16 protein-coding genes are annotated in these 17,612 nt (G+C 58.3%); 10 read left to right on the top strand and 6 right to left on the bottom strand.

Going from position 1 to position 17,612, the window contains the following annotated elements; all coding sequences use genetic code 11:
• Positions 1-13 precede the first annotated feature (13 nt).
• Entirely contained in the window at positions 14-1,990 is a 1,977-nt protein-coding gene (gene speA, locus ACL2XN_RS22070; protein WP_410013579.1) for a biosynthetic arginine decarboxylase, read from the bottom strand.
• Between the two features lie 879 nt (positions 1,991-2,869).
• Between speA and metK the strand changes: the two genes are divergently transcribed.
• From metK to ACL2XN_RS22055, 3 genes are all read left to right on the top strand, one after another.
• Positions 2,870-4,021, top strand: a complete 1,152-nt coding sequence (gene metK, locus ACL2XN_RS22065; RefSeq protein ID WP_410013578.1) for a methionine adenosyltransferase — start codon at positions 2,870-2,872, stop codon at positions 4,019-4,021.
• 390 nt (positions 4,022-4,411) lie between these two features.
• On the top strand, positions 4,412-5,821 hold the full coding sequence (locus ACL2XN_RS22060) for a sugar porter family MFS transporter (protein WP_410013577.1): 1,410 nt from the start codon (positions 4,412-4,414) through the stop codon (positions 5,819-5,821).
• A 207-nt stretch (positions 5,822-6,028) separates the two neighbouring features.
• On the top strand, positions 6,029-6,556 hold the full coding sequence (locus ACL2XN_RS22055; RefSeq protein WP_410013576.1) for a SprT family zinc-dependent metalloprotease: 528 nt from the start codon (positions 6,029-6,031) through the stop codon (positions 6,554-6,556).
• Positions 6,557-6,570: 14 nt separating this feature from the next.
• Here the strand turns inward: ACL2XN_RS22055 and ACL2XN_RS22050 are convergent, their stop codons facing one another.
• Positions 6,571-7,605, bottom strand: a complete 1,035-nt coding sequence (locus ACL2XN_RS22050) for an alpha/beta fold hydrolase (RefSeq protein WP_413729477.1) — start codon at positions 7,603-7,605, stop codon at positions 6,571-6,573.
• Between the two features lie 180 nt (positions 7,606-7,785).
• On the opposite strand from ACL2XN_RS22050, the gene endA reads away from it, so the two are divergent.
• From endA to ruvX, 5 genes are all read left to right on the top strand, one after another.
• Positions 7,786-8,484, top strand: a complete 699-nt coding sequence (gene endA / locus ACL2XN_RS22045; protein ID WP_410013574.1) for a deoxyribonuclease I — start codon at positions 7,786-7,788, stop codon at positions 8,482-8,484.
• A gap of 62 nt (positions 8,485-8,546) precedes the next feature.
• Positions 8,547-9,278: a 16S rRNA (uracil(1498)-N(3))-methyltransferase gene (gene rsmE / locus ACL2XN_RS22040; RefSeq protein ID WP_410013573.1), complete on the top strand. Its 732-nt coding sequence runs from the start codon at positions 8,547-8,549 to the stop codon at positions 9,276-9,278.
• Positions 9,279-9,289: 11 nt separating this feature from the next.
• Entirely contained in the window at positions 9,290-10,240 is a 951-nt protein-coding gene (gene gshB / locus ACL2XN_RS22035; RefSeq protein WP_410013572.1) for a glutathione synthase, read from the top strand.
• Between the two features lie 109 nt (positions 10,241-10,349).
• Positions 10,350-10,913, top strand: a complete 564-nt coding sequence (locus ACL2XN_RS22030) for a YqgE/AlgH family protein (protein ID WP_410013571.1) — start codon at positions 10,350-10,352, stop codon at positions 10,911-10,913.
• A complete protein-coding gene (gene ruvX / locus ACL2XN_RS22025) occupies positions 10,913-11,356 on the top strand; it encodes a Holliday junction resolvase RuvX (RefSeq protein ID WP_410013570.1) in 444 nt (147 codons plus the stop codon). The genes ACL2XN_RS22030 and ruvX overlap by 1 nt, the downstream gene beginning before the upstream one ends.
• Before the next feature lie 46 nt (positions 11,357-11,402).
• Here the strand turns inward: ruvX and rhaM are convergent, their stop codons facing one another.
• The 4 genes from rhaM to rhaB form a co-directional block, all read right to left on the bottom strand.
• The gene (gene rhaM, locus ACL2XN_RS22020; RefSeq protein WP_410013569.1) at positions 11,403-11,717 is read right to left on the bottom strand and encodes an L-rhamnose mutarotase; all 315 of its coding nucleotides are present in this window, start codon (positions 11,715-11,717) and stop codon (positions 11,403-11,405) included.
• Positions 11,718-11,812: 95 nt separating this feature from the next.
• Complete coding sequence (gene rhaD / locus ACL2XN_RS22015) at positions 11,813-12,640, bottom strand: rhamnulose-1-phosphate aldolase (protein WP_413721426.1); 828 nt, start codon at positions 12,638-12,640, stop codon at positions 11,813-11,815.
• A gap of 6 nt (positions 12,641-12,646) precedes the next feature.
• Positions 12,647-13,909 (bottom strand): L-rhamnose isomerase, encoded by a 1,263-nt coding sequence (locus ACL2XN_RS22010; RefSeq protein ID WP_413729476.1) that lies wholly within the window; start codon positions 13,907-13,909, stop codon positions 12,647-12,649.
• The gene (gene rhaB, locus ACL2XN_RS22005; protein ID WP_413729475.1) at positions 13,906-15,378 is read right to left on the bottom strand and encodes a rhamnulokinase; all 1,473 of its coding nucleotides are present in this window, start codon (positions 15,376-15,378) and stop codon (positions 13,906-13,908) included. The genes ACL2XN_RS22010 and rhaB overlap by 4 nt, the downstream gene beginning before the upstream one ends.
• A gap of 336 nt (positions 15,379-15,714) precedes the next feature.
• Between rhaB and rhaS the strand changes: the two genes are divergently transcribed.
• Positions 15,715-16,542: an HTH-type transcriptional activator RhaS gene (gene rhaS, locus ACL2XN_RS22000; protein ID WP_410013565.1), complete on the top strand. Its 828-nt coding sequence runs from the start codon at positions 15,715-15,717 to the stop codon at positions 16,540-16,542.
• Positions 16,543-16,647: 105 nt separating this feature from the next.
• The gene (gene rhaR / locus ACL2XN_RS21995) at positions 16,648-17,544 is read left to right on the top strand and encodes an HTH-type transcriptional activator RhaR (protein ID WP_410013564.1); all 897 of its coding nucleotides are present in this window, start codon (positions 16,648-16,650) and stop codon (positions 17,542-17,544) included.
• The last annotated feature ends 68 nt before the right edge of the window (positions 17,545-17,612 follow it).

Genomic DNA, 17,612 nt, shown 5'->3' with positions numbered 1-17,612 from the left:
AGTCCGTCCTTTCTTATTCATCTTCCAGGTAAGTGTAGCCATACAGGCCGGCCTCGAACTCTTCGAGGAACTCCGCCTGCAGCGCGCCGTCCAGATCGGTCTCTTTCACCTGATCGCGGAAACGGGTCAACAGTACCGCCGGATCCAACTGCACATACTGCAGCATATCGGCTACTGAATCGCCTTCATCGGACTCATTAAGCTCCACGCTGCCGTCTTTAAACACAAAGACATCCACCGCGGCGGTGTCGCCGAACAGGTTATGCATATTGCCAAGGATTTCCTGATAGGCGCCGACCATGAAAAAGCCCAGCAGCGGCGGGTTATCCACATCGTACGGCGGCATCGGCATGGTGGTGGCGATGCCGTCGCCATCGATATAGTGATCGATGGTGCCGTCTGAGTCGCAGGTAATATCCAGCAGTACGGCGCGGCCTTCAGGCGGTTTATCCAGCCCCTCCAGCGGCAGCACCGGGAACAGCTGATCGATGCCCCAGGCGTCCGGCATCGACTGGAACAGCGAGAAGTTAACGTACAGCTTGTCGGCCATGCGCTCCTGCAGTTCATCGATAATCGGCCGGTGCGCGCGGTTGCTCGGATCGAGCTGCGTCTGGATCATGCGGCAAATATTCAGATAGAGCTGCTCGGCCCAGGCGCGCTGGCTCAAATCCAGCATGCCGTGGGTATATTGGGTATGGACGTCGTGCAGGTCCATCTGGCTGTCGTGCAGCCATTCGCGCAGCGAGCGGCGGTTTTGCGGTTCCTGCATTTCCTGCCAGGTCTGCCACATGCTTTCCAGCGGGCGCGGCGCGTCCTCGGCGGGCGGCAGCGGTTCGCTGAACTCGTTGCGCTCCACGCCGATAACGTTCGATACCAGCACCGTATGGTGGGCGGTGACGGCGCGGCCGGACTCGGTAATCACCGTCGGATGCGGCAGGTCATATTCGTTGCAGGCATCGCCGATACCCCAAATCACATTGTTGGCGTATTCGTTCAGGCCGTAGTTGGCCGAACAATCGGACTGAGAACGGGTGCCTTCGTAATCGACCCCCAGGCCGCCGCCGACATCAAAGCATTCGATATTCACGCCCAGGCGGTGCAGTTCCACATAAAAACGCGCCGATTCCCGTACGCCGGAGGCGATATCGCGGATATTGGACAATTGGGAACCCAAATGGAAATGCAGCAGTTGCAGGCTGTCGAGCCGTCCTTTGCTGCGCAGCAGTTCCACCAGTTGCAGCACCTGGACCGCCGCCAGCCCGAATTTGGATTTTTCGCCGCCGCTGGACTGCCACTTGCCCGAGCCCTGCGAGGCGAGACGGGCGCGCACGCCCAGGCGGGGCACCACGTTCAGGCGCTCGGCTTCTTCCAGCACCAGCTTGATTTCGGTAAGTTTTTCAATGACCAGGTAAACCTTATGGCCCAGCTTTTCGCCGATCAGCGCCAGGCGGATATATTCGCGGTCTTTATAGCCATTGCAGACAATCACGGTGCGCGTCATGCCGGCATGCGCCAGCACCGCCATCAGTTCCGCCTTGGAGCCGGCTTCCAGCCCCAGCGGCTCGCCGGAATTCACCAGGGATTCAATCACCCGGCGATGTTGGTTAACCTTGATGGGATAAACCAGGAAATAGTCGCCCCGATAGCCAAAGGATTCGCGGGCGCGCTTAAACGCCCCGTTAATGGAACGCAGGCGGTGTTGCAGGATCTGCGGAAAGCAGAACAGGGCCGGCAGCCGCTGCCCGTCATTCTGCCGTTCCTTCACCAGCTCCGCCAGGTCGACCCGCGCCTCGGGGAAATCGGGATCGGGGCAAACGCTGATATGGCCCAGCTCATTGACATCAAAATAATTATTGCCCCAATACGCGACATTGTAGGTACTCATCATTTTGCTGGCATCGCTGTCATTCATGGCTACCTCCTGCATGGAACGCAAGTTTTCATGGGGTGCGGACCGGTGGGACCCTTGGTGCTTATGATCATCAGACATGACGTAACTCTCTCCCGGGGTTCCAGTTGGCGTTCCCGTTCATCAATGTTGGAGCGTGGACACCACCGTCGGTGGCATAGTTGTTGTGCGTAAACCCGCAGCCCGCCAACGGCAATAAGCGCCGCCGGACGCAATCGGCATCCGGTACATCAGTACAGTAATTGTAAAACACCTTGATGAACTCCGTGAGACGGGGTGGTGGATCGCCCAAAAAATAGGGTCCGCATGAAAGACCGCATGGCCCGGGTCCGGTAATGAGCAACCGTCAACCGGCCCTGGAATCCTGGGAAGCGCCCGCATGTCGGCGGCCTGGCGGGCAACATCGGCCATAACAGAGCGGAAATGCTGGAAAAACAGGGTGCGCCGGACAAGCCGGGCGAGCGGAAGCGTGGTCGGGGTTGACCGGAAAATAACGAATCATTAACTGTGCCACCTCCCGCAAATGCCGGCCATTGGCGGCTTACGCCGGGCCGGGACAGATAAAAAGTTACCGGATGTAAATGAAAGACATTCACCTTACCGTTGCTTATGCGCGCGAATTTATACAGCCTGCCCCGCGAAAAAGCAAAATTTAAATCAGCCCCGGGCGCGATTACCGCACGATCGGGTGCCGCCGCGGCCTGCGCGGAGGCGCCAGGGCGAAAAAATCGCTGGTAATTCGCCAAGCGGGTGTCCTAGAATAGCCATCCAGAAGTTAATCCATCTAAACTGGATAGCTTACTTATACTATTACTTACTGTGAGTACTTACTGCTAACGACGTTATCCGCGGGACGTTGCAGGACGCGTAACGCCATCATCGGAAAATCGCTTTTCCCTTATGGCTGAATCCCAGCGCTACGCAGTCATTCCTAACCCGTATGTTAAGGTAAAGAGACCGATGGCTAAACACCTATTTACGTCCGAATCCGTTTCAGAAGGACATCCTGATAAAATCGCGGATCAGATTTCCGATGCCGTGCTTGACGCGATCCTGGCCCAGGATCCCAAGGCGCGCGTGGCCTGCGAAACATTTGTCAAAACCGGTATGGTGCTGGTTGGCGGTGAAATCACCACCAGCGCATGGGTGGATATAGAAGAACTGACGCGCAGCACCATTCGCGATATCGGCTATATCAATTCGGACATGGGTTTCGACGCCAATTCCTGCGCCGTGCTCAGCGCCATCGGCAAGCAATCGCCCGATATCAACCAGGGCGTGGATCGCAGCGACCCGCTCGAACAGGGCGCCGGCGACCAGGGGCTGATGTTCGGTTACGCCACCAACGAAACCGAAGTACTGATGCCGGCGCCGATCACCTACGCCCATCGCCTGGTGGCGCGCCAGTCCCAGGTGCGCAAAAGCGGCACCCTGCCCTGGCTGCGTCCGGATGCCAAAAGCCAGATCACCTTTGCGTATGACAACGATAAAATCGTCGGCATCGACGCGGTCGTGCTCTCTACCCAGCATTCAGAAGACGTCTCCCTGCGCGATTTGCAGGAAGCGGTCATGGAAGAGATCATCAAGCCGGTCCTGCCCGCCGAATGGCTGTCGTCCAGCACCAAATATTTTATCAACCCCACCGGCCGGTTTGTTATCGGCGGCCCCATGGGCGACTGCGGCCTGACCGGGCGTAAAATCATCGTCGACACCTACGGCGGCATGGCCCGTCACGGCGGCGGCGCGTTTTCGGGCAAAGATCCCTCCAAGGTCGACCGTTCCGCAGCCTACGCCGCCCGCTACGTGGCAAAAAATATCGTCGCCGCCGGCCTGGCCGATCGCTGTGAAATCCAGGTTTCCTACGCCATCGGCGTGGCGGAACCCACGTCCATCAGCATCGAAACCTTCGGCACCGGCAAAGTCTCCATCGAAAAACTGACCCAGCTGGTACGCGAGTTCTTCGACCTGCGTCCCCACGGCCTTATCACCATGCTGGATCTGCTGCAGCCGATTTATCGCGAAACGGCGGCCTATGGTCACTTCGGCCGCGAGCATTTCCCCTGGGAAAAAACCGATAAAGCCGCGCTGCTGCGCGATGCCGCCGGTTTATAAGCGGGATAAGATAAGTCGTACCGCCGGAGATTTCTTCGACTACACTACTTAACGGTGATCTGATGATCGCCGTTTTTTTTTAGCCTTTCTGAAAGCGATTACAGAACAATAAAATCAATTTTATCATCAAGTTAATTGGGATTAAATTTTCGATTTTTTTTTGCTACCGCTTCATTTTCAGCTATATGTTATATATCAACCGGACCGACGCGAAAGTTGTTTCTAAAACATCATTTTAGATTGATAAGCGGCATGGCCCTGGCTTTTAGTGCTGTTAATTCAGGATAAGTCTGTGTAAACGATTACATAGTTGTGATCTGGCGCACACTATATCCGCATACGTTTATTTAACATTCATAATTAATAATTGTGTAGTTTTAGGGAGGTACTATGAGTACTGCCAATGTGAGTACTGCCAAACCCCGGTCAGGCAGATCTCATGCCCGCATCACCTTTTTCGTCTGCTTTATGGCGGCGCTTGCCGGGCTGCTGTTCGGCCTGGATATCGGCGTTATTGCCGGGGCATTGCCGTTCCTGTCCGATGAGCTGCAAATTACCGCGCATCAGCAGGAATGGGTGGTCAGTTCCATGATGTTCGGCGCCGCGGTCGGCGCGGTAGGTTCGGGCTGGCTGTCAGCCAAGCTCGGGCGTAAATACAGTTTGCTGATCGGCGCGTTATTATTCGTCATCGGCTCGTTATGCTCGGCGTTTTCCCCCAATGTCGAACTGCTGGTGGTTGCCAGGATCATCCTGGGGCTGGCCGTCGGCGTCGCTTCTTATACCGCCCCTTTATATCTGTCGGAAATTGCGCCGGAAAAAATTCGCGGCAGCATGATTTCCATGTACCAGTTGATGATCACCATCGGCATCCTGGCGGCTTACCTGTCGGATACCGCGTTCAGCTATAGCGGTTCCTGGCGCTGGATGCTGGGCATCATCACCATCCCGGCGGTCTTGTTGTTTATCGGCGTATTGTTCCTGCCCGGCAGCCCGCGCTGGCTGGCGGCGAAAGGCCGCTACATCGAGGCGCAGAAGGTGCTGAACATGCTGCGCGACACGTCCGAGCAGGCCAAGAAAGAGCTGGAAGAGATTCGCGAAAGCCTGAAGGTAAAACAAAGCGGCTGGGCGCTGTTTACCAATAACGGCAATTTCCGCCGTGTGGTGTATCTCGGCATTCTGCTGCAGGTGATGCAGCAGTTCACCGGGATGAACGTCATCATGTACTACGCGCCGAAGATCTTCGGCATCGCCGGTTTCTCCAGCACCACGGATCAAATGTGGGGCACGGTGATAGTCGGCCTGGTCAACGTTCTGGCCACCTTTATCGCCATCGGCCTGGTTGACCGCTGGGGCCGCAAGCCGACCCTCAAGCTGGGCTTCCTGGTGATGGCGGTGGGTATGGGCGTATTGGGCGCGTTGCTGCATATCGGCGTTGAAACCGACTTCCGCAAATACTTCGCCATCATTATGCTGATGATGTTTATCGTGGGTTTTGCGATGAGCGCCGGTCCGCTGATTTGGGTACTGTGTTCCGAAATCCAGCCGCTGAAGGGCCGGGATTTTGGTATAACCGTTTCCACGGCCACCAACTGGATCGCCAATATGATCGTCGGCGCCACCTTCCTGACCATGCTTGATGTACTGGGGAACGCCAATACGTTCTGGGTTTACGGCGGGCTGAACGTGCTGTTTATTCTCCTGACATTCTGGCTGATTCCGGAAACCAAGAATATTTCGCTGGAACATATCGAGCGCAACCTGATGACCGGCAAACGCCTGCGCGAAATCGGCGATAAATAATCGTCGGTTCGTCCAGCCGGTGAACGAGCCGGCTGGCGGCGGCGGAGCGGCGCAAGCCGCCCCGGCGCCGGCGGCAATCCGCCATACCTCCGCGCCGTGCCCGGCTTTCCCGCGGCATGGCGCCAGCGTCCATCCCGGCTAAACCCAGCCTTTCCCAACCTATTGCGTCGCTTGCATCTGTTAACCGCGCCGGTTAATCTTGCCGTTATGAAACCGAACCGCATCCCCATCGCCCTTCACCAGGCCGTTATGTCATGTCTGCGTGCCAAGCTGCGCCAGGCAGGGGACTATTTCAACACCACCTTCCCGGAGCCGCTGTTGAATTACCAGCAGCGCGGCACCTCGGCGGGCACCGCGTGGCTGGATAAATGGGAAATCCGGCTCAACCCGGTATTGCTGCTGGCCAACCAGGACAGCTTTATCGACGAGGTGATTCCCCACGAGCTCGCCCATCTGCTGGTGTTTCGCCAGTTCGGCCGCGTGGCGCCCCACGGCAGCGAGTGGCGCTGGATGATGGCAAGCGTGCTGCATACCGAGCCCCGCCGCACCCACGGTTTCGACCTGGCGACGGTGCGCACCAATACCTACCGCTACCAGTGCGGATGCCAGCGCCACGAACTGACGGTGCGCCGCCATAACCGCATCGTACGCGGCGAGTCGGTGTACCGCTGCCGCCAATGCGGCGCTGTGCTGCGCTTTGCCGGCGATAACGATGCCGAAAACGTGATGGAATAACAGCGGCGCCGGGCTCAGCCGGCGCTAAAGAACCCCTCCAGCTCGCGGGCCACCGCTTCAGGCTGCTCTTCCGGCAGGAAATGCCCGCAGTGGGGCACCACCACCCCTTGCACATTATCGGCAAAGGCCCGCAGGGGGGCGGCCATATCGATGATGGACCCCTGATCGGCGCTCAGCGCCAGTACCGGCATCGCCAGCCCGCCGTTCCCGCTCAGGCGCCGGTTCTGCGCCGCGGACAGCGCCGCCTCCCGGTAATAGGCCAGGCCGGCGCGCAGCCCGCCGTCTTGCTTAAAGGCGCGCAGGTACTCATCGATATCCGCATCGGTGAAAGACTGTGGATTGGCGGTCTTGCGCCGCAAGAACCAGTCCAGGTATTCCCGCTCGCGTCCGGCAATCAGAACTTCCGGCAGGTCCGCAATGGCGTGAAAAGCAAAATGCCAGGTGCGCCAGGCCCGGTCCGGCGCCGTGGGCAGCGCGTCGGGCAGGGTGATGCCCGGGATGCCGGCATCAAGCAGCGCCAGACGCCGCACCTCGTCGCCAAACATCAGCGCGTAGGGATAAGCCACCCAGGCGCCGATATCGTGGCCGGCCAGGAAATAGCGCCGGATACCCAGCTGGCGCAGCAAGCCATGCACGGCGTTCGCCAGGCTTTCAGTGTCATAGCCGGCCTGCGGGCGATCCGAATCCCCCTGCCCCGGCAGGTCCGGGACAATCACGCGATAGCCCCGCGCCAGCAGCGGCATGACTTTTCGCCAGGCGTACCCGCTTTCGGGAAACCCCGCCAACAGCACCGCCACGGGGCGCGGATCGGCGGCGGACGTTTCCGCGCGCGTCTTCACCGCGTCGCCGCCCGTGCCCTCGGGCAATGCTGTATCGCTCGTATCCCCGCCGGCGCTATGGCCGTTATCGACATAGTGGATCCTTACCCCCGCCACGGTGGCGAAGCGATGGACAAATCCGGCCAGATCCGCGTCCGGGCGCGACGCGGCGACGGCCGCCGCTATCCTGAAGCCAGGTTTCAGGGACGGTGATGGTATAGAGTCAGTCATAACATCTTCCTATAGGGTTGCAGGCAGGCCCCCAATATAGGAAACGATCATTTCCAAATCAAGTGATATCGATTGGCAGCGGCGCGGAAAACCGCGCCGGCAGGATTTTTTTTGCCGCTTCGATTTGCCTGCAACCCCGGGATTGGTTAACCTGCGTTTTTCCTTTTAATGAATCCGAAGATGCAACACAGAATTGTTTGGTTCCTTTGTTTTTCCCTGTTGCCGATCGCCGGCGGCGTCCTGGCGCAAAACATCAATAACTTCAGCCAGGCGAAAGCGGCGGCGGTAAAAATCAACCAGGATGCGCCGGGTTCCTTTTATTGCGGCTGCAAAATCGACTGGCAGGGAAAAAAGGGCACCCCGGATCTGGCATCATGCGGTTACCAGGTGCGCAAAAGCGCCCTGCGCGCCAACCGGATCGAATGGGAACACGTGGTGCCGGCCTGGGAATTCGGCCATCAGCACAGGTGCTGGCAGGAAGGCGGGCGCAAAAACTGCGCCAAAGATGCTGACTATCGGCAAATGGAAAACGACCTGCACAACCTGCAGCCGGCGATAGGCGAAGTCAACGGCGATCGGGGCAATTTCCAGTACAGCCAATGGCGCGGCGGCGAGGGACAGTACGGCCAGTGCGCCATGAAAATCGATTTCAAGAATAAACAGGCCGAACCGCCGGCGCGTGCGCGCGGCGCCATTGCGCGCACCTATTTTTATATGCGCGACCGTTATCATCTGAATATCTCGCGCCAGCAAACCCAGCTGTTCGAGGTCTGGGATCGGCAATATCCCGTCACCGCCTGGGAATGCGAACGCAACCGGCGCATCGAAAAGGTACAGGGCAACGCCAATCCCTATATTCAGCGGGCTTGCCAGTCGTAACACTGCTGCCTACTATGTGATGACGCGCGCCGCGCACCAACCAGGACGAAAACGATACCAGCATGCGAATACCGCGTATTTACCATCCCGGGCCGCTCCCGGCCAAGGGCACCGTGGCGCTCGATGAAGACGCCGCGCACCACCTGACGCGCGTACTGCGCATGTCCGAAGGACAATTACTGCATCTGTTCGACGGCAGCAATCATATCTTCGAAGCGGAGATTGCCGCGGCGGGCAAGAAAAACGTCACGGCCACCATCATCGCCTCTCGTCCGGCCAATTTCGAGTCCCCGTTGCAACTGCATTTAGGACAAGTCATGTCCCGGGGCGAGAAGATGGAATTTACCATCCAAAAATCCATCGAACTCGGCGTCAATGTGATTACGCCATTGTTTTCCGAGCGCTGCGGGGTCAAGCTGGATGACGACCGCATGGCGAAAAAAATCCAGCAATGGCGGAAAATCGCCATCGGCGCCTGCGAGCAGTGCGGCCGTAACAGTCTGCCGCTGATCCGGGAAGCCATGGACCTGGAGGCGTGGTGCGCCGAGCGGGATGAAGGATTAAAACTCAACCTGCACCCGCGCGCCGCGCACAGTATTAATACGCTGCCGCTGCCGGTCGATAAGGTACGGCTGCTGATTGGCCCGGAGGGCGGCCTGTCCCCGGAAGAAATAGCCATGACCTCACGCCATGGATTTACCGAAATCCAGCTGGGGCCCCGTGTTTTGCGCACAGAAACCACAGCGCTCACCGTCATTACCGCACTGCAGGTGCGTTTCGGCGATCTGGGGTAAAGGAGAAACCAATGTTAAAGCTCGGCATCGTGATGGATCCCATATCCTCCATCAATATCAAGAAAGACACCAGTTTCGCCATGCTGCTCGAAGCGCAACGCCGCGGCTGGCAGATCCATTACATGGAAATGAGCTCGCTGTACCTGCGCGGCGGCGAGGCGCGCGCCACCACCCGCCTGCTGGCGGTAAAACAGGATTATGACCAATGGTATAGTTTCCACGGCGAGCAGGATATCGAGCTTGGCGATCTCGACGTGATCCTGATGCGTAAAGATCCGCCGTTCGATACCGAATTCATTTACGCCACTTATATACTTGAACGGGCGGAAGATAAAGGCGCGCTTATCGTCAACAAACCGCGCAGCCTGCGCGATTGCAACGAAAAGCTGTTTACCGCCTGGTTCGCCCACCATACGCCGGATACCCTGGTCAGCCGCCGCGACGATCATATCCGCGCGTTCTGGCAGGAACACGGCGACATCATCCTCAAACCGCTGGACGGCATGGGCGGCACCTCGATATTCCGGGTAAAAAAAGAAGACCCCAACCTGTCGGTCATCATTGAAACCCTGACCGGCTACGGCCAGCACTTTTGCATGGCGCAAAACTTCCTGCCGGAAATCAAGGACGGCGACAAGCGGGTGCTGGTCGTGGACGGCGAACCGGTGCCCTATTGCCTGGCGCGCATTCCCAAAACGGGTGAAACGCGCGGCAACCTGGCTGCCGGCGGACGCGGCGAGGCGCGGCCGTTGACGGAAAGCGATTGGAAAATCGCCCGCGACGTCGGCCCGATCCTGAAAGAAAAGGGGCTGATTTTTGTCGGCCTGGATATTATCGGCGATAAGCTGACGGAGATTAACGTCACCAGTCCGACCTGCGTGCGCGAAATCGAAGCCGCGTTCCCGATTTCCATTACCGGTATGCTGATGGACGCCATCGAAAAACGCCTGGGCAAAAACTGATTTTATGCCGGCTGCGGGCGGATTTCGCTTGCGGCCAGTGACTTATCCCTGATTTAGCCGCATACTGCTGTTCGACTATTTATTAAACTACTCACCCTAAAAAGACAGAATGAATTTACAGCATCACTTTCTTATCGCCATGCCCTCTTTGCAAGACCCTATGTTCAAACGCGCGGTGATCTATATCTGCGAGCATAACGACGACGGGGCCATGGGACTCGTCATTAATAAACCCGTCGAGCAGTTCACCGTCGAGAGCGTGCTGCACAAACTCAAGATCATGCCGGCCGAGCGCGATCCGGCGATCCGCCTGGATAAACCGGTGTTTGCCGGCGGCCCGCTGGCGGACGATCGCGGGTTTATCCTGCATACCCCCTGCGAGGGATTCGGCTCCAGCATCGGCATCTCCGCTGAAACCATGATTACCACGTCCAAGGATGTGCTGGAAACCCTCGGCACCGCGCAGCAGCCGCAGGATGTGCTGGTGGCGCTGGGCTACGCCGGCTGGGACAAGGGGCAGCTGGAGCAGGAATTATTGGAAAACGCCTGGCTGACCATCCCGGCCGACAGCGATATCCTGTTTCGCACGCCCATCGCGTCGCGCTGGCGCGATGCGGCCAGGAAGCTGGGTATCGATATTCATAATATCGCCAACGAAGCGGGCCACGCCTGATGACCAACCGGACCATGATGGCTTTTGATTTCGGCACCAAAAGCATTGGCGTTGCCATTGGCCAGGAAGTCACCTGCACCGCCCGTCCCCTGGCGGCGTTTAAGGCCCAGGATGGCGTTCCCGACTGGCTGGCGGTGGAAAAACTCCTGCGTGAATGGCAGCCGGACGTGATTGTGGTGGGACTGCCGCTGAATATGGACGGCACCGAGCAGCCGCTGACGCTTAAGGCGCGTAAGTTCGCCAACCGGTTGCATGGCCGTTTTGGTTTTGAGGTGGTGCTGCACGATGAGCGCCTGAGTACCGTGGAAGCACGCGCCGACCTGTTCGAGCGCGGCGGCTACCGCGCGTTGAACAAGGGCCGGGTCGACGCCGGATCGGCGGTGGTGATCCTGGAAAGCTGGTTTGAACAGCTGCTGGCCGTGCGCCACCCCCATGCCAGGTAAGGGATTTCCGGTAATGCCTGCCGGGTAATCCGGTCAGCAACGTCGCTCACTCCAGATAAAAAACCGGCCGCAGCTCACGGCTTACCGGGCTGTTGTCCGCATTGGCCGGCATCACGTCGGTCATATGGCGCCACCAGCGCTGGCACACCCCGGTGGCGGCCACTTCGTTCCACCGCTGCTCGGACTCCATTTCCACATACGCAAACAGCAAATGGCGCTCCTCGTCCATGAAAATGCTGTAGTGGTGGGCGCCGTGGGCTTTAAGGGTGTATTCCAATTCCGGCCAGATCGGGTTATGACGCCGCCGGTACTCCTCGTGGGCGTCGGGATTGACCTGCATGACAAAGGCCTTTCTGATCATAATCAATGCTCTTATCAATAATGAGGGTGAACCGGCGCGGGCGCGGCACGCCGAATCCCGGGCGCGTGAACATCCGCCGCGCCGGTACCGGCGCCTTACTCTACATCCAGCGCCGACGCCATCGGCGTCACGCCGAAACGCTGCCCCAGGGCGATCAGCTCGTCGCGGCTGATGGTCTGCTTTTTGCCGCCCATGGCGCGCACCTTGACCATGATTTCGGCCGATTTTTCCGCGGTGTCAATCAGGCCAAAGGCGTCGTCCAGGGTCGGCCCGGTGGCAAAAATGCCGTGGAACGGCCACAGTACCAGCGAATGGGAACGCATCTGCGCCGAGGTGGCGTTGCCGATGCCGTCGGTACCGGGCACCATCCAGGGCACGATGCCCACGCCGTCAGGGAACACCACCAGGCATTCGGTGCTGCCTTCCCACAGTTCGCGGGTAAAATGCGCGCTGTCCAGCTTCAGCACAAAACTCAGAGCAATCAGGTTGGTGGCATGACAGTGCATAATCACCCGGCCGCTGCCCTGCGTCACTTCCCGGCGCACCACATGCGACTGGAAATGGGACGCCAGTTCCGACGTCGGCAGGCCGCCGGCGGTCAGGCCCCACAGAATGCTGTAGCCGTTGCCCGCGGCGTTTACCTGCAACAGCACCAGGTTATCCGACGGCGATAGCTGGACATTGCGGAAAAACTTACCTGAACCGGTGACCAGAAAATAGGTATTGGCCAGCTCCGGCACCGGCTCGGTCAGCGTTTCGGTGCGCGGCCGGGGCGTGAATTCCCCACGGTACGGCGCCACGTCTTCGGGGGTCAGGCGCAGGCTAACGTTGCCGCCATTACGTTCATCCCAGCCTTTAAGCCACATGTCGGTGGTGGCTTTGACCATTCCCTGTACAAACCAGGAAGTCAGTATTGTTTGCATAGCGTCTTATCCTTTGCGTGTTGTTAACGTTGCGCGTTCATATTCACGCACCGTCTGCAGCCAATCGCCGCCTACCGGCACATTGTGCAATTGGCAATATTTGTCCCATACCGCCTGCCAGGGCAGCGATTTTTGCTCTTCCAGCAGCGCCAGGCGCGCCGTATAGTCGCCCTGCTGCTCAAGCCGGCGCAGTTCCCCGGTCGGCTCCAGCAGCGCCCGCAGCAGCGCTTTTTTCATATTGCGGGTGCCGATGACCCACGCGGCGATGCGGTTGATGGAGGCATCGAAGAAATCCAGGCCGATATGCACGCGGTTAAACAGTTTCTGGCGCACGATTTCCGTGGCGATGGCCTGGGTTTCGTCGTCCAGCAGCACCACATGATCGCTATCCCAGCGTACCGGGCGGCTCACGTGCAGCAGCAGGCGCGGCACAAACAGGATGGCGCTGGAAATCTTATCGGAAATCACTTCGGTGGGATGAAAATGCCCGGCGTCGAGGCACAGGGCGGTACCGCGGCTGGTGGCATACCCCAGATAAAATTCACTGGAGCCGACGGTATAGCTTTCCGCGCCGATGCCGAATAATTTACTTTCCACCGCGTCGATATGGTGATTGCGGTCCAGCTTTTCCGCCATCACGGCATCCAGCGCCTCCAGCAGCCGCTGACGGGGCGCCAGGCGATCGATGGTCAGGTCCTTCATGCCGTCCGGGATCCAGATATTCATCACCGACGGCGTGCCCAGTTCACGGCCGAAATAGGCCGAGACGCGGCGGCTGGCCTGGCAATGTTCAATCCAGAACTGGCGGATGCCGTCGTCGGCGTGGGACAGGGTAAACCCGTCGGCGCTCAGCGGATGGGAAAAACAGGTGGGGTTGAAATCCAGTCCCAGATGATGCTCCCGCGCCCAGCTGACCCAGCGGGAAAAATGCTTCGGCTCGATTTCATTGCGCTCCACCTTGCCTTCGGCCTCCAGATAGATGGCGTGCAGGTTCAGGCGTTTTGGTCCCGGGATCAGGCTGAACGCCTGCTCCAGGTCGGCGCGCAGCTCCTGAGCGTTATGCGCTTTGCCGGGATAGTTGCCGGTGGCCTGGATGCCGCCGGTGAGCGCGCCGCCCGTGTTTTCAAACCCGGCCACGTCATCGCCCTGCCAGCAATGCATGGATACCGGCAGGGTATCGAGTAATTCGAGCGCGCCCTCCACATTGACATTGATATCCGCAAACCGCTGTTTGGCCAGGAGCCAGGCTTGTTCAATGGATTGACTCATAATAAAATTTCCTCTTTCAGGTGGCAGAGCGCCAAAAAACGTTGCCAGTGCGTGGCGAAATCGGGATCGGGATTAGGGGTGTAATGGCGTAATGGGAAATTGGCTTCCACCACGCCGCGCCAGTGGGCGACGTCGGCCACCTCCCCCAGCGCCATCAGCTGGCAACCAATATTGCCCAGCGTCGAGGCCTCCACCGGCCCGGCGGTCACCGGTATCCGGCAATTGTCGGCGCAAAGCTGGTTAAGCAAAGGGTTCAGGCTGCCGCCGCCGACGATATGCAGCCGGCTTAGCGGGACGCCGCGAAGCCGGCCCAGTTCAAGCAGTACCTGGCGGTATAACAGGGCCAGGCTGTCGAAAATACAGCGCGCAAGCGCGGCGGCATCCTCCGGCGCCGGCTGTTGCTGTTCCCGGCAGGCCTGGCGAATGGCCTCCACCATTGACGGGGGATTAACAAATCGTTCATCGTTGGGATTAATAAGGCTCCGGCAGGCCGGCCGGGCCGCGGCGGCGGCCAGCAAAGCCTCCAGGTCCGTTATCGCCAGCTCGCTGCACACCCGCTGCAACAGCCATAATCCCATAATGTTTTTCAGAACCCGGTAGCGCCCGTTGACGCCGCCTTCGTTGGTGATATTCATCGCCAGCGCACGGTCGTCGTTAAAGGGACGATCGCTGTCGATACCCATCAGCGACCAGGTACCGGAGCTGAGATAAGCGCAGTTATCGCCATGCAGCGGGGCCGCCACCACGGCGCTGGCGGTATCATGGGACGCCACGGCGATAACCGGCACCGCCTGGCCGCCCGAGCTGATCCAGTGTCCGGGCGTATTGCCGGGCGGCGTAGGCGTGCCCAGCCAACGCCGGGGAATCGCGAGGTAATCGAGCAGGGACGGATCCCAGTCCCCGGTGGCAAGGTTAAGCAATTGGGTCGTGCTGGCGTTGGTGTATTCCCAGTTCAGCGCGCCGGTAAGGCGAAAGTAAAAATAATCCGGGATCATCAAAAGATGCGCCACCTGATCGAGGCCGGCGGGGTGCTGTTGGCGCCAGGCTTTCAGTTGGTACAGGGTGTTGAAGGACAAGAACTGAATGCCGGTGAGCCGGTAAATATGCTCACGCCCCAGTTCATCCAGCACCGCGGGCATAATGCCGTCGGTGCGGTGATCGCGATACGATACCGGGCAGCTTACCCGTTCGCCCTGCGCGTTCAGCAGCACGTAATCCACCCCCCAGGTATCGATACCGATACTGTCGATAACGGTGCCGGCGCTATCCAACGCGGCCAGGCCAAACAGGATTTCCCGTTCCAACTGGTCCAGGTCCCAGCAATCGTGCCCGTCGACTGAAATAAAGGTATTGGGGAAACGGTGAATTTGCTTAAGCGTGACGTTTTGCGTGGCTGAATGCCATTGAGCCAGCATGACCCGTCCACTGGACGCACCGAGGTCGACAGCTACGCTATTTCGTACGGCCATAGTGAATATTCCTCTTTCATTCTATGACCGGCAGTGTATTCACAATAATGACGGGCCACCTTCCGGTGAATGCCAACATGGAAGTGCCGGTGGCAGAATAGTAAAGATGAACGTGAAACCGATCACAAAAATAGCATTACCTCAATAACGCACTATTTACGCGGGCAATGAAGGGCATTATTCCCCAGCGCCTGTGATCTCAGCCGCAATTTTGAATATTCACCCGGCCAATCTTTAAAAAATAACCTGAATGTCAGCGATGGCGGTCATTTATTCAAGGTGAAGCCATGGCCAGTCGCCATACTATAAGTACCGAATAACGGTGAGGTGCTGAAGATGACGCTACTTTGCGGTGATGATTTTTTTATTTCCAAAGACGCGACGGTCACCATTGAGCCGCGCGTGCCCCAGGCCGCCTTCCCTGAGCATTATCACGATTTTTGGGAAATAGTGCTGGTGGAGAAAGGCTCGGGTATCCACGTGTTTAACGATCAGCCCTATGTGTTGAATAGCGGCACCGTCTGTTTTATCCGCGCGGACGATCATCATTTATTTGAGAATGTCGATGAGCTGATAATGACCAATGTGCTTTATCGTTCACCGCAGGGCTTCCGGTTTTTAACCGACATCAGCCGCTTCCTGCCGGCCCAGAACCTGCCGGACAGCCAGGTTAACTGGCAGATTAACCATGCGGGCATGCAACAGGCCAAACAGTTTATCCAAACGCTTGCCGAGCTGACGACGGATACGTCGCCCGAAGGCATCGCGGCCAGCGAAGGGCAATTTTTGCAGCTCTTGATTATGCTGCGCCATGGCTGTTTCCAAAGCCAGGGCGAGGGCGATCGCGAGCGGCGCCTGCGCGACCTGCTGCGCTGGCTGCAGCATAATTTCTGCAACGACATCGATTGGATGGCGCTGGCCGAGCAGTTTTCACTGCCGCTGCGTACGCTGCATCGCCAGTTAAAACAGCAGACCGGCATGACGCCGCAGCGTTATCTTAACCGGCTGCGTTTGCTGGAAGCGCGCAAGCGCCTGCTGGAGAGCGACAAAACCATTACCGAAATAGCCCACGCCTGCGGTTTCAGCGACAGCAATCATTTTTCCACCCAGTTCCGGCGCGAATTTTCCCACTCGCCCAAAATGTTGCGTAACGGTGAACACTGAACGCCGGTAGCCGGCGGAAAAATATGACAATTGTCGCCAGTCTCAAGTTTTTAGGTAACCCGTTATGCCATGATCCCTCTCTTGCCCAGGCGTTGAGGGGGTCTGATGGTGTCTAACCTGAAGCTGAGTACCACCGACTATTTCCTGTCGGACAAAAATGCGATTACGGTGGCGGATCGTCATCCGCAGCCGATATTCCCCACGCATTACCATGATTTTGACGAGTTGGTGATTGTTTGGCGCGGCAATGGCCTGCATATCCTCAATGATGTGCCCTATGCCATTACCTGCGGCGATCTGTTTTACGTCAATGCCCGCGATCGCCATAGCTATGAGTCGGTCAATGAGCTGGAGCTGGATAATATACTGTATTGCCGCGGCCGGCTGACCCTATCCACGGATTGGAACGCCTTGCTGCCGGGCGAGGAAGCGACGCAGGAACAACGCTACTGGCGACTTAGCACCCCCGGCATGTCGGTATTGCGCCGCGAGGTGGACGCGCTGGCGCGGGAATGCATGAAAACCGATCCGCTGTCCGTCCTGCTGAGCGAAGCATTATTCCTGCAGGTGGCGCTGCTGTTGAAGCGGTTTCGCCACGCCCCCGACAGTCCGTTGCTTTCCGACGCCGAACAGCTGGACTTGCTGCTGATGGCGCTGCGGGTCAGCATCGAACAGCCTTTCAGGCTGGACGACTTTTGCCACCGGCACCAGCTTAACGCCCGTAGCCTGAAGACGGTGTTCAAGCAGCAGACCGGCATCGGGGTGAATCAGTATTTACGGCAATTAAGACTGTGCAAAGCCATGGATTTGCTGCGCCATGGACAACAGACCATCGGCGAGGTGGCGTCACGCTGTGGTTTCGACGACAGCAATTATTTTTCCGTGGTGTTCAATCAGTCTTTTGGCGTCTCGCCACGGGAATATCGCCAGCGGTTCCAGAAAAACCAGGACGGCAAAAAGCCTTTTAGCGCGGTAAACCCACCCTCTATTGCTTTGAAGTGAAGTACCACACCGCCAGCGCGATCAAAATAAAAATCCAGGTGACTTTTCTCATTTTTTTTCCGTGATTT

The sequence above is a fragment of the Sodalis sp. RH22 genome (assembly GCF_047324165.1).
Classification (GTDB): Bacteria; Pseudomonadota; Gammaproteobacteria; order Enterobacterales; family Enterobacteriaceae; genus Acerihabitans.
This window is presented reverse-complemented; position numbering and strand designations above follow the sequence as displayed.

Coding starts and splice junctions, on each gene's coding strand:
- rsmE (WP_410013573.1), top strand. CDS start 8,547: ATGCGAATACCGCGTATTTACCATCCCGGGCCGCTCCCGGCCAAGGGC.
- ACL2XN_RS22030 (WP_410013571.1), top strand. CDS start 10,350: ATGAATTTACAGCATCACTTTCTTATCGCCATGCCCTCTTTGCAAGAC.
- speA (WP_410013579.1), bottom strand. CDS start 1,990: ATGTCTGATGATCATAAGCACCAAGGGTCCCACCGGTCCGCACCCCAT.
- rhaS (WP_410013565.1), top strand. CDS start 15,715: ATGACGCTACTTTGCGGTGATGATTTTTTTATTTCCAAAGACGCGACG.
- rhaB (WP_413729475.1), bottom strand. CDS start 15,378: ATGGCCGTACGAAATAGCGTAGCTGTCGACCTCGGTGCGTCCAGTGGA.
- ACL2XN_RS22055 (WP_410013576.1), top strand. CDS start 6,029: ATGAAACCGAACCGCATCCCCATCGCCCTTCACCAGGCCGTTATGTCA.
- ACL2XN_RS22050 (WP_413729477.1), bottom strand. CDS start 7,605: ATGACTGACTCTATACCATCACCGTCCCTGAAACCTGGCTTCAGGATA.
- endA (WP_410013574.1), top strand. CDS start 7,786: ATGCAACACAGAATTGTTTGGTTCCTTTGTTTTTCCCTGTTGCCGATC.
- rhaM (WP_410013569.1), bottom strand. CDS start 11,717: ATGATCAGAAAGGCCTTTGTCATGCAGGTCAATCCCGACGCCCACGAG.
- rhaR (WP_410013564.1), top strand. CDS start 16,648: ATGGTGTCTAACCTGAAGCTGAGTACCACCGACTATTTCCTGTCGGAC.
- ruvX (WP_410013570.1), top strand. CDS start 10,913: ATGACCAACCGGACCATGATGGCTTTTGATTTCGGCACCAAAAGCATT.
- ACL2XN_RS22060 (WP_410013577.1), top strand. CDS start 4,412: ATGAGTACTGCCAATGTGAGTACTGCCAAACCCCGGTCAGGCAGATCT.
- metK (WP_410013578.1), top strand. CDS start 2,870: ATGGCTAAACACCTATTTACGTCCGAATCCGTTTCAGAAGGACATCCT.
- rhaD (WP_413721426.1), bottom strand. CDS start 12,640: ATGCAAACAATACTGACTTCCTGGTTTGTACAGGGAATGGTCAAAGCC.
- ACL2XN_RS22010 (WP_413729476.1), bottom strand. CDS start 13,909: ATGAGTCAATCCATTGAACAAGCCTGGCTCCTGGCCAAACAGCGGTTT.
- gshB (WP_410013572.1), top strand. CDS start 9,290: ATGTTAAAGCTCGGCATCGTGATGGATCCCATATCCTCCATCAATATC.